This window comes from Desertibaculum subflavum, from assembly GCA_003576705.1.
In the GTDB taxonomy this organism is placed as follows: domain Bacteria; phylum Pseudomonadota; class Alphaproteobacteria; order Ferrovibrionales; family Ferrovibrionaceae; genus Desertibaculum; species Desertibaculum subflavum.
The window spans coordinates 23,188-33,589 of record QOZS01000058.1; the positions used below are offsets into that span (position 1 = coordinate 23,188).

Below are 10,402 nucleotides of genomic sequence, written 5' to 3' on the forward strand. Positions count from 1 at the left end.
AGCGCCCCGTGCCTGTGTTCGGTCCCGACGTCAAGCTGGAAGACCCGGCCTATATCCACCCGACCGCGCATCTCTACGGCAAGGTGACGGTGCGCGAGCAGGCCTCGATCTGGATCAACGTGGCGGCGCGGGCCGAGAACTACGACATCGTCATCGGCCCGTACACCAACATCCAGGACTTCACGATGATCCACACCGGGGCCCAGACGGGCAGCCATATCGGCGCCTGGTGCTCGATCACCCACCACTGCACCATCCATGGCTGCACGATCGGCGACAACTGCCTGATCGGCATCAACGCCACGATCATGGACGGTGCGGTGATCGGGAAGAACTGCATCGTCGGGGAGCACAGCCTGGTGCGGCCGAACACGGTCATTCCGGACAATTCGGTGGTGGTCGGCTCCCCCGCCAAGCCGATCAAGGAGCAGAACAGCTACGTCCGCAACAAGCTGAACGCCTGGCTCTATTGGAAAAACGCATTGGCCTATGCGAAAGGCGAGTACCGCGCCTGGACTGGCCCGGACTATGCAAAGGCCGTCGCCGACCAGATCAAGGTGCTGGAGGCGGAGCTCGCCGCGCTGTCGAAGGCCTGACGGAGACCGTTGATGTACATCGCCCACCCCTACCTGCTCTTCATCGGCGACGCGCCGGACGACCTCGCCGCCAAGACGGCGCAGGGTATCGCCGACTGGCGCCCCGAATGGTGCCTCGGCCAGATGCGCCTCCCGGGCTGCAAGGCCGACCTGAAGCTGCCGGACATGACCATCGCGGATGCCGCCGCCAAGGGCGCCAAGACGCTGATCATCGGCGTCGCCAATGCCGGCGGCGTGCTGCCGGAAAGCTGGAGCCCGATGATCGTCGAGGCGATCGAGCGCGGCATGGACGTGGCGAGCGGCCTGCACAGCAAGCTCACCACTCTGCCGGAGGTGGTGAAGGCCGCCGAGAAGCACGGCCGGCTGCTGCACGACGTGCGCCACCCGACCCAGGAATTCGCCACCGGCAAGGGCAAGCGGCGCTCCGGCAAGCGCTTGCTCGCCGTCGGCACCGACTGCTCGATCGGCAAGATGTACACGACCCTCGCGCTCGAGCGGGAGATGAAGAAGCGGCGGATGAAGGCCGATTTCCGCGCCACCGGCCAGACCGGCATCTTCATCGCCGGCTCCGGCGTGTCGATCGATGCGGTGGTCTCGGACTTCGTCTCCGGCGCTGTCGAATGGCTGTCGCCCGACAACGATGCCGATCACTGGGACCTGATCGAGGGCCAGGGCTCGCTCTTTCATGCCTCGTTCGCCGGCGTCAGCCTGGGCCTGCTGCACGGCGCGGCGCCGGACGCGCTGATCATGTGCCACGAGCCGACCCGCAAGCACATGCGCGGCCTGCCGCACTATCCGCTGCCCGACCTGAAGACCTGCATCGACACCAACCTGCAGCTGGCGCGCCTCACCAACCCGGACGTGAAGATGGCCGGCATCGCCATCAACACCTCCAAACTCTCCGACAACGAGGCGAAGAGCTACCTTGCAAAGCTGGAAAGCGAATACGGCCTGCCGACCGTTGATCCCGTCCGCACCGGCGTCGGCAAGCTGGTCGACAAGCTGCAGGCGTGGTGAGCGAAGACGGGTAGCGCACCGATGAAGCTCAGCGTCGATGTCGAGGTCTGGCCGATCGAGGGCGGGTTCACGATCAGCCGCGGCTCGCGCACCGAGCAGCCCGTTGTCGTCGCGCGGCTGATGCAGGACGGCGTGACCGGCCACGGCGAATGCGTGCCCTATCCGCGCTATGGCGAGAGCATCGACAACGTCGTCGCGGCGATCGAGGCGGCGCGGCCGGCGATCGAGGCCGGGCTGACGCGGCAGGGGCTGCTCGACGTCATGCAGCCCGGCGCGGCGCGCAACGCGGTCGACGGGGCGTTGTGGGACCTCGAGGCGAAGTGGACGGGCAAGCCCGCCTGGCAGATCGCCGGGCTGCCGGAGCCGAAGCCGCTGGTCACCTGCTTCACCCTGTCGCTCGGGACGCCGGAGAGCATGCGGGCCAAGGCGCGGGAGGCGGCCGACCGGCCGTTGCTGAAGGTGAAGCTCGGCGGCGAGGGCGATCTCGAACGGATGGCGGCGGTGCGCGAGGGCGCGCCGAAGGCGCGGCTGGTCGCCGATGCCAACGAGGCCTGGACCGCCGACATGCTGGAGCACTATCCGGCCGAACTCGCGAAGCTCGGCGTCGAGATGATCGAGCAGCCGCTCAAGGCGGGCGCGGACGACTGGCCCCTCGACATGCCCCGCCCGGTGCCGCTCTGCGCCGACGAGAGCTGCCACGGCATCGACCATCTGGACCGGCTGGCCGGCCGCTACGACCTGGTCAACGTCAAGTTGGACAAGACCGGCGGCCTCACCGCCGCGCTGGCGCTGGTGCAGGCGGCCCGGGCCAAGGGCTTCGGCGTCATGCTCGGCTGCATGGTCGGCACCTCGCTCGGCATGGCGCCCGCCTTCCTGGCGGCACAATTGGCCCGTTATGTCGACCTGGACGGGCCCCTGATCCTGTCGCGCGACCGGGTGCCCGGGATCCGCTTCGAGGGCAGCCTGATGCATCCCCCGCCGCGCGAGCTCTGGGGCTAGTCCAGGCGCTGGATTTGGGCGGCGGGCGAGCGCAGGGTTTGCGGGGCCCGACCGTATAACCCTTTGAATGGCCGTCCAGGGATGTCGGAAGCCAGCGACGAAGACCTGATGCTGCGGATCGCCGGCGGCGACCGCCTGGCCTTCCGTGCCCTGGTCGACCGTCATCTCGGCCGGGCCACCGGCTTCGCCTGGCGCATGCTGGGCAGCCGGGCGGAAGCGGAGGACGCGGTGCAGGACGCTTTTCTGCGGGTTTGGCAGCACGGGCCGCGCTGGCGCAGCGACGGCGCGAGCTTCCGTACGTGGTTCCACCGCATCCTGCTGAACCTGTGCATCGACCGGAAGCGCAAGCCCCGGGTCGAGCCGCTGGAAGCCGCGGGCGACCCGGTCGACGAGCGGATGGACAGCGCCGCCCAGCTGGAGCAGAGCCGCACCACGAAGGCGGTGGCCGAAGCCGTGGCCGAGCTGCCGGAACGCCAGCGCGCCGCGCTGGTCATGTGCCACTACGAAGGCCTCAGCAATATCGAGGCCGCCGCCGCGCTGCAGCTCAGCGTCGGCGCCGTCGAATCCCTGCTGGTGCGCGCCAAGCGAGCGCTGCGCGACCGGCTCGCCGTGTTGAAGGAAGCCTGAGCGATGACGCGCGATCCCCTCGACCGCTTGCTCGACGAGTGGAAGCTCGGCGAGCCCTCCCCCGACCTGGCGCACCGCATCGTGGCGAGGAGCCGCGAGGTCGAGCAGCTCGGCACGCGAACCGGCTGGCGGGCCCGCTTGGCCGGCCTGTTCGGCGGCGGCCTGTTCGGTGATGGGATGGGTGGCCGGCTGGCGCCGCAAATGGCGGCGGTCGGCCTCGCCCTGATGATCGGCTTCTGGTACGGCGCCGGCGGCGTCGCCAGCTCGACGGCGCAGGAGATCGATGCCAGCCCGCTGATCCTGGGCCCGAACTATGAGACGGAGTGGTTGGGATGAAAGCGGTGCCGAAAACGGTGACTGGGCGCGCCCGCGCTGGCGTGGAGGTTGGCCTTGCCCTGGCGCTGACGCTCGGCGCGATCGGCGCCGGATATGTGGCCGGCAGGACATCGGCCGGCGGCTTGCTGGCGCGTCCAGCCGCGGTGCCGAGCGGCGAGGCGGATACCGGCACCACGCATGCGGCGGAGGCGCGGATGGAAGGCCTGCTGCTGCTCCTGCTCGGACGGGGAGGCGTGCTGTGAGCATGACGGGAGAGCCCAGGTCCGGCTGGAAATGGACGCACTGGCTGCTGCTCGCCTCGCTGGTGCTGAACGGCCTGCTCGGCGGCTATCTGATCGGCCGGGTTTCCGGGCCGCCGCATTGGCGCGGGCACATGGCCGGCGACGCCCCTTCCCCGTTCGGCCTCAGCTCGCTGCCGACACCGCTGCGCGAGGCGATGCGCGCCAAGCTGCGGGAGAACCGCGGCGAGGCGCGCCAGATGTTCGAGGGCCTGCGCGCCGCTCGCGGCGAGTTGCGCGAGGCGATCGGCGCCGAGCCGTTCGACCCGGCACGGCTCACCGCCGCCTTCGCCGAACTGCGCACCACCCAGGGCGCGCTGCAGCAGAACCTGCATGGCATCGCCGTCGAGGTGGTCACGCAGATGACGCCGGAGGAGCGCAAACGGCTGGCCGAATGGCGGCCGGAGCGACGCGACCGCGACGAGCGTGAGCCGCGCGGGCGTTGATATCGTGATCGCGCAGATTTCGGGCAGCCGGAGGCATGCCGAGCGCGGTATCGCGGGTCCACCGGGTGGGTCCAATCGAATTCATGCGACGGCGCCTCGCCAGCCTCATTCCACATGAACTTGTATTGTATAATATTTTTCATTTCCCGTCAAGAACAGCGAAGGCGATTGAGCCGCGCGCCGAAAGCCGATAGGATTCTTGCATTGGTCGCATCGTTGGGGGACGAACGGCCTCGCGGGTTCCGGCATTCGGACGGTGTGCCATGGAACTGGTGCGACGGACCACCCGCTGGGTGGTGGATTTCTGGGGACATCTCGGCACCTTCGTGAAGGTGGCCGGAACCGCGACCGCATTGATCGGCATCGCCGTCACCGTCACCCAGACATATGACGCAGTTTCCGCCCATTTCGCCCGGCGCGAGGCGGTGCGCGATCTCGTCGCCGTGGCCGAGCGCCAGCTGCAGGGCGGCGACCATGCGGCGGCATGGAGCAGCAATCTGCGGGCGCTCGAGCTGATCCCCCGCGACGAGACCGCGGAACGTCAGCAGATCGTCATTGCCAAGCTCTGGCTGCAGGAAGCCCGCCTCTCGTCCCAGGGCGGGCCGAAATCCTTCGCCCAGCTGGTCGGGCCGCTCGAAGAGGTCCTGCTGGCGCGCTCGCTGAAGGCGGAACCGGCAGACCGGGCCGAGATCGAGGCGCATATCGCCTGGGCACGGTTCCTGCGCAGCAGGGACGCAAGCGGGGCACCGATCGATGTCGACGGCGCCATCGACGCCGCTTTGAAATCCGACCCGCAGAACGCGACGGCGCATGCGATCAAGGGGTTCTGGCTGCTGTGGCGGCGTGGCCCGCTCGCCGAAGTGCGCCGGCATTTCGACGCCGCGCTGGCCGGACGCGGCGACCAGGGTTTCGCCGACCATCTGGTGATGAAGGGATGGCTGAACCAGGCGCGCAGCGGCGAGGACTATGCCTACGGCGCCATCGAGTATGCCAACCGCCTGCATCGCCGCGGCCGATCGTTCGACGACGCGACGATCCGCGGCGACCTGCTGGCGATCTACGAGGAGGCGCTGCGCAGCCGCGGCTTTCTCGACCGCCTTGCCGGCGTGCTGGTACCGACCGATCACGCCGATCTGCTGGCATCCCTCGGCGGCCAGACCGGCAACGACGAACGCCGGCGCCATGCCGAGGCGCTGCGCGGATATTTCGTCGAGCGGTCGGGCAACCGCGCGGAAGCGCGGCGGATCTACCAGCACATGATCAACACGGCGCCGGACGCGAGCCGCGCCCGCGCCTTCGCCGCGGAAGGATTGCTGCGGCTGAGGGACTAGCGCGTCGCCTGCGCCCGGCGGGTCAGCAGCCAGCCGGCGAGGAGAAACAGCGCGAGCAGCGCGAGCGTCGCCTTGTTCGCCGCGTCCCCCAGCACCGCTTCGGAGACGTGGCCGAGCGAATAGCCGGCGCCGGTGAAGATGCCGGCCCAGAGCGCCGCGCCGATCAGGTTGAGCCCGGTGAAGCGCGCCCAGATCAGCTCGGTCATGCCGACCACCATGGCGGCGACGCTGCGCATGCCGCGGGCGAAGCGATAGCTGAGGATGAACAGCAGCGGATAGCGGTCGAGCAGGCCGAAGGCGATCTCGATCGGCCGGTGCAGAATTTCGAAGCGCGTGACGATGGCGCGGCCCCAGCGCCGGCCGATGTAGAAGCGGATCTCGTCGCCGAGCCAGCTGCCGCCCCAGAACACGGCGAAGGTCAGTGCGGGCTCCAGCGCGCCCTGATGCGCGGCATAGCCGGCCAGCAGCGGCGGCAGGAAGCCCGAGCGCGCCAGCGCGAAGGTGAAGCCGAGCACATAGATGGCGTCGCCATGGGTGGCAATCAGCGCCATCAGCTGGTCGAGACTGATCAGGCCGAGCGGGTCGAACATGGCGGCAGCATAGCTCCCTAAATCCGAAAGAAGGCCCGCATGCCGTCGAGGATGCGGCTGGCGAGCGGGCGTTCGGTCTCGGTCGGGGTGCCGGCCGGGCCGGGTTCGCCGAGCGCAGCGTTGCGCTGCATGCGGCCGGCGACGATGCCGGCGAGGTCCTCGGCCAGCGCCGGGCGGCGCTCCACCACCGGGCGGAAGGCATCGGCGTCGATCTCGTAGAGCACCGCGTCGGTGCGGGCGATCACCGTCGCGGTGCGCGGGCAGCCGGTCAGCAGCGAGATCTCGCCGACCAGGCCGCCCGGCGTCAGCCGGGCGAGCGGCCGGCGCTCGCCGCGCGGGTCTTTCGCCTCCACATCGAGCAAGCCTTCCGCGAGCACGAAGAGCGACTGGCCGGGCTCGCCCTCGCGCACCAGCGCCTCGCCGGCCTTCACGCGGCGGAGCCTGAGGCCGCGCACGAGGTCGGCGATGTCCTGGTCGTTCAGCGCGTCGAACAGGTCGACGCGGCGGAGCAGCTGGTCGGGGCTGAGCCGCGTGTCGCCGCCGGCGCCGTCGCGGCGCAGGATCACCTCCTGCTCGTCGCGGGCGAGGCCGAGGCCGGCCTTGTCGAGATGGTCGAGCACGGCGCCGGCGACGGCGTCGCGCGCCGGCTGCAGGTTACGGTAATCGTCGACCCAGAAGCGGACGTGGTAGACGGCGGCTTGGCGCTCCAGCTCGATCAGCTTGATGTCGGGCGGCGGGTCGCTCCGCACGCCGCTCGCGCTGCGCGCGGCGGCGAGCAGGATGCGGCGCGCCCGCTCGGCCGGCACGGCGGGATCGAGCCGCACCTTCACGGCGTCGCGGAAATGCCGGCGCGGCAGGCTGTAATTGATGTAGGGCTGCCGGGCCAACAACCCGTTCGGCACCACCACGGTCAGCTCTTCCTGGGTGACCAGCCGGGTGGCGCGCCAGCTGATCTCCACCACCTGGCCGATCTTGCCCTGGAACTCGATCCAGTCGCCGATGCCGTACGGGCGCTCGAGCTGGGCGTTCAGGCCGGAGAAGATGTCGGCGATGATGTCGCGCACGGCAAAGCCGATCACCGCGACCAGGATGCCGGACGTCGCGAGCGAGGCGGTGGCGAGCTCGGCGCCGAAATGCCATTCGCCGAGCAAAGCGAGCGCCAGCACGTAGATCAGCGCGCCGACCGCGTCGGTCAAGAGACGCGGCAGCGCCGGCCGGTCGGGCGCCGCAAGGAGGCCGCGCCAGAACAGCACGTGCAGCGCCCGGTTGACCGCCCAGGCGACGGCGAGCGCGGTCAAGGTCGCGACCGCCGCCTCGCCCCAGCGCGCGGCGCGGCCATCCGGCGCGATGTCGAGGCCGCGCAGCAGCGCCGGCCATTCCGCATTGGCGAAGCCGAACACGATCGCCGCGATCACCGGCGGCAGCAGCGCGACAACGGCGCGCATCAGGCGGTGCCGTTCATAGCTTGGTCGTGCCCGGGCTCGTCCCGGGCATCCACGGCGTTCCGCATAGCTGCCGCGATGGCGTGGATGGCCGGGACGAGCCCGGCCATGACGTTGCTGAACTCCTCGGCACGTGCGTCACGCCTTGATCCCGTCGGTGCCGGCGCCGCAGACCAGGATGCCGACCTTGGCGCCTGGCGGCGGCTTGAAGGCGCCGGCGCGCAGCGCGGCATAGGCGGCGGCGGCCGAGAGCTCGACGGCGAGGCCGAAATCGAACCACAAGGCCTCGGCCGCCTGCTGCATGTCGTCGTCGTCGACCAGCACGATCTCGGCGACATGGGCGCGGATCAGGTCGAGGTTGATCTGCTCGCTCCGCTTCGGGGCCAGGGTGCCGGCGCGGGTCGCGATGCGGTCGAGCGTGACCAGGCGGCCAGCCTTGCAGCTCTCGTGCAGCGTCGGCGCGCCGACCGGCTCGACGCCGATCACCTCGAGGCGCGGATTGAGCGCGCGCGCCGCCATGGCGACGCCGGAGATCAGCCCGCCGCCGCCGATCGCCACGATCAGGTGATCCAGCTCCGGCGCCTGCTCGGCGAGCTCCAGCGCGATGGTCCCCTGCCCGGCGATCACCGCCGCATCGGCGAAGGGATGCAGATACGCCGCCCCTTTGTCGCGGGCGAAGTCCAGCGCGGCGGCATTGGCCTCGTCCCAGACCTGGCCGACGATGCGCGTATCGGCGCCCCAGGCCTTCAGCTTCTCGACCTTGCTCGCCGGCGTGCTCGACGGCAGGAAGATGGTGGCCGGCACGCCGGCATTGGCGGCGGCATAGGCGACGCCGAGGCCGTGATTGCCGCCGCTCGCGGTGACCAGGCCGCGCGCCTTCTCCGCCGCCGGCAAGAGTGCGGTCTTGTTGGAGGCGCCGCGCGCCTTGAACGAGCCCGAGGCCTGCAGGCATTCGAGCTTCATGGTGAGATCGAAGTCGAACCGGTCGCGCGCCGGCGCGGCACGCAGGACCGGCGTGCGCCGCACGGCGCCGGCGATCCGCTTCGCCGCCGCGCGCACGTCGTCGATAGTCACTACCTCAGTCGTTACGGAACCGCTCACGCCACCACCTTGCCGTTGTTGATCACCATCAGGCCGCGCTCGGTCACCGAGGTGCGGAACGAGATCACCTTGCCGTCGCGCCACATCTCCGTGCGAATGGTCTCGCCGGGGAAGACCGGCGCGGTGAAGCGGCCCTCGATCTCGCGCACGCCGGAGGCATCATGGCCGAGCATGCCGCAGACCACTGCGCGCACCGCGTGGCCATAGGTGCAGAGCCCGTGCAGGATCGGCCGCGGGAAGCCGGCCGCCTTGGCGACGTCCGGATCGCGGTGCAGCGGGTTGCGGTCGCCCGACAGCGCATAGAGGATCGCCTGGTCCGGCCGCGAGGCGTAGTCCACCACCTTGTCGGGCGCGCGCTCCGGCAGCTGGTGCGGCGCCGGGCCGGAGCCCTGCGGCCCGCCGAAGCCGCCGTCGCCGCGGGCGAACACGGTCGAGGTGTTGACGCAAAGGACTTTCCCCGAGCTCTTCTCGGTGATCGTCGTCTCGGTCAGCAGGATGGCGCCCTTGCCGGCGCCCTTGTCGAAGATGTCGACGAAGCGCGTCTTGGCCAAGATGGTCGCCTTGGCCGGCAGCGGCCCGGTCAGGCGAATGCGCTGCTCGCCATGCAGCACCAGGGCGAAATTGATGCCGGATTGCAGGATGGCGGTGTCGTCCCAGGCGATCACCGTCGCCATGCTGGGGATGGTCTTCAAGGTCGACTTCGAGTCCGGCTGGTAGCTGCCGAGGCCCTCGTAGACGAAATCGAGCTCCGCCTTGTTCATCGGATCGGCGCCGAGCCCGATGCCCATGGCATAGAGCATCGCCTCGCGCTCGCCGTAGCTGAACTCGCGCGCTGGAAGATCCAGCGCGAGCAACTTCTTGTGGTCGATGGCCACGCGTTCCCTCCTGAAGGCTTGTCGGGCCGGACTCTATCCCGCCGCGAACGAGTTGCGCCACAACCGGGGTTTCACGGCCAGGGGCGCGGAGAAAAAGCTCACCACGGAGGACACGGAGAGCACGGAGGCACGCGGAGACAGCTCCTCCCCCAACTTGTTGGGGGAGGCTGGGAGGGGGTTTTTGTGTTTTGCTCATCCGTGGCGCGAGGGCTGAGGAAAAACACAAAAACCCCCACCCAAACCCTCCCCCGGCTTCGCCGAGGGAGGGCTTCACTCGGCGGCCTGCGCCATTGCATGTTCAGGCTGCGGCAGGTTGCGGAGCTCGGCCATGACGTCGGCGATCACCGGGCCCATTGCGGGATCGGTGTCGAGCAGGTGGCGGACGAAGCCGAGTACGTCGACGCGCGGCGCCGGCGCCGTTTGTTGGGCGGGCTCAGCGACCGGTACAGAGATTGGCGTTGCGTCCTGTTCTTCCGCCAGCGCCTCCGCAAGGTCGAGGGCGCGGCCGATGGCGCGTTGGGCGACAAGCGCGGTGGAGACGAGGCCCTGCTCCAGCGCGAGGTCGCGCAGGCGCTCCAGCCGGTGCCGGTGGGCGCGCAGCGGGTCGAGGCCTTCGCAGAGCGGCATCCGCGACGGCGCATCGGTGCCGCGGCGCATCCGTTCCTCGAGCCGGCTCTCGTAGACGCAGACATCGCCGTTGGCCTGCGCGATCAGGCGCTGGTCTTCGAGTTCGGCCAAGGCCTTGCGGGCGCCCCGCACCGTGA

Annotated in this window: 13 protein-coding genes; 8 read left to right on the top strand and 5 right to left on the bottom strand. The window is 69.9% G+C overall.

Annotated elements, in window-relative coordinates:
* The first annotated feature begins 8 nt into the window (after positions 1-8).
* The 8 genes from DT074_RS23260 to DT074_RS23290 all read left to right on the top strand — a co-directional run bounded on the left by DT074_RS23260 (position 9) and on the right by DT074_RS23290 (position 5,630).
* Positions 9-596 (top strand): gamma carbonic anhydrase family protein, encoded by a 588-nt coding sequence (locus DT074_RS23260; protein ID WP_119422256.1) that lies wholly within the window; start codon positions 9-11, stop codon positions 594-596.
* A gap of 12 nt (positions 597-608) precedes the next feature.
* The gene (gene dgcN, locus DT074_RS23265; RefSeq protein WP_119422257.1) at positions 609-1,613 is read left to right on the top strand and encodes an N-acetyltransferase DgcN; all 1,005 of its coding nucleotides are present in this window, start codon (positions 609-611) and stop codon (positions 1,611-1,613) included.
* Positions 1,614-1,634: 21 nt separating this feature from the next.
* Positions 1,635-2,612, top strand: coding sequence for an N-acetyl-D-Glu racemase DgcA (dgcA, locus tag DT074_RS23270; protein WP_119422258.1), 978 nt, complete (start codon positions 1,635-1,637; stop codon positions 2,610-2,612).
* Positions 2,613-2,693: 81 nt separating this feature from the next.
* On the top strand, positions 2,694-3,239 hold the full coding sequence (locus DT074_RS23275) for an RNA polymerase sigma factor (protein ID WP_119422259.1): 546 nt from the start codon (positions 2,694-2,696) through the stop codon (positions 3,237-3,239).
* A gap of 3 nt (positions 3,240-3,242) precedes the next feature.
* Positions 3,243-3,575, top strand: a complete 333-nt coding sequence (locus DT074_RS23280) for a hypothetical protein (RefSeq protein WP_119422260.1) — start codon at positions 3,243-3,245, stop codon at positions 3,573-3,575.
* The gene (locus tag DT074_RS28230; RefSeq protein ID WP_162915135.1) at positions 3,572-3,817 is read left to right on the top strand and encodes a hypothetical protein; all 246 of its coding nucleotides are present in this window, start codon (positions 3,572-3,574) and stop codon (positions 3,815-3,817) included. Before DT074_RS23280 ends, DT074_RS28230 begins: the two co-directional genes overlap by 4 nt.
* Positions 3,818-3,819: 2 nt before the next feature.
* Positions 3,820-4,299 (top strand): periplasmic heavy metal sensor, encoded by a 480-nt coding sequence (locus DT074_RS23285; protein WP_368744867.1) that lies wholly within the window; start codon positions 3,820-3,822, stop codon positions 4,297-4,299.
* A gap of 263 nt (positions 4,300-4,562) precedes the next feature.
* Positions 4,563-5,630: a hypothetical protein gene (locus DT074_RS23290; protein ID WP_119422262.1), complete on the top strand. Its 1,068-nt coding sequence runs from the start codon at positions 4,563-4,565 to the stop codon at positions 5,628-5,630.
* On the opposite strand, the gene DT074_RS23295 is transcribed toward DT074_RS23290, so the two are convergent.
* From DT074_RS23295 to DT074_RS23320, 5 genes are all read right to left on the bottom strand, one after another.
* The gene (locus tag DT074_RS23295) at positions 5,627-6,220 is read right to left on the bottom strand and encodes a DedA family protein (RefSeq protein ID WP_119422263.1); all 594 of its coding nucleotides are present in this window, start codon (positions 6,218-6,220) and stop codon (positions 5,627-5,629) included. The two genes, DT074_RS23290 and DT074_RS23295, sit on opposite strands and share 4 nt — an antisense overlap.
* A 17-nt stretch (positions 6,221-6,237) precedes the next feature.
* Complete coding sequence (locus tag DT074_RS23300; RefSeq protein ID WP_119422264.1) at positions 6,238-7,665, bottom strand: cyclic nucleotide-binding domain-containing protein; 1,428 nt, start codon at positions 7,663-7,665, stop codon at positions 6,238-6,240.
* 135 nt (positions 7,666-7,800) lie between these two features.
* Positions 7,801-8,763 (bottom strand): threonine ammonia-lyase, encoded by a 963-nt coding sequence (locus tag DT074_RS23305; RefSeq protein WP_368744865.1) that lies wholly within the window; start codon positions 8,761-8,763, stop codon positions 7,801-7,803.
* Positions 8,760-9,638 carry a MaoC/PaaZ C-terminal domain-containing protein gene (locus tag DT074_RS23310; protein WP_368744866.1) on the bottom strand — a complete coding sequence of 293 codons (879 nt, stop codon included), beginning with the start codon at positions 9,636-9,638 and terminating at the stop codon, positions 8,760-8,762. The genes DT074_RS23305 and DT074_RS23310 overlap by 4 nt, the downstream gene beginning before the upstream one ends.
* 270 nt (positions 9,639-9,908) lie before the next feature.
* Positions 9,909-10,402: hypothetical protein (locus tag DT074_RS23320; RefSeq protein WP_162915137.1), on the bottom strand; the 494-nt coding region annotated here is incomplete at its 5' end.

What these genes read in the sequence shown, in the direction of transcription:
- DT074_RS23275 (WP_119422259.1), top strand. Translation starts at nt 2,694, where the DNA reads ATGTCGGAAGCCAGCGACGAAGACCTGATGCTGCGGATCGCCGGCGGC.
- dgcN (WP_119422257.1), top strand. Translation starts at nt 609, where the DNA reads ATGTACATCGCCCACCCCTACCTGCTCTTCATCGGCGACGCGCCGGAC.
- DT074_RS28230 (WP_162915135.1), top strand. Translation starts at nt 3,572, where the DNA reads ATGAAAGCGGTGCCGAAAACGGTGACTGGGCGCGCCCGCGCTGGCGTG.
- DT074_RS23280 (WP_119422260.1), top strand. Translation starts at nt 3,243, where the DNA reads ATGACGCGCGATCCCCTCGACCGCTTGCTCGACGAGTGGAAGCTCGGC.
- DT074_RS23290 (WP_119422262.1), top strand. Translation starts at nt 4,563, where the DNA reads ATGGAACTGGTGCGACGGACCACCCGCTGGGTGGTGGATTTCTGGGGA.
- dgcA (WP_119422258.1), top strand. Translation starts at nt 1,635, where the DNA reads ATGAAGCTCAGCGTCGATGTCGAGGTCTGGCCGATCGAGGGCGGGTTC.
- DT074_RS23300 (WP_119422264.1), bottom strand. Translation starts at nt 7,665, where the DNA reads ATGCGCGCCGTTGTCGCGCTGCTGCCGCCGGTGATCGCGGCGATCGTG.
- DT074_RS23285 (WP_368744867.1), top strand. Translation starts at nt 3,820, where the DNA reads ATGACGGGAGAGCCCAGGTCCGGCTGGAAATGGACGCACTGGCTGCTG.
- DT074_RS23295 (WP_119422263.1), bottom strand. Translation starts at nt 6,220, where the DNA reads ATGTTCGACCCGCTCGGCCTGATCAGTCTCGACCAGCTGATGGCGCTG.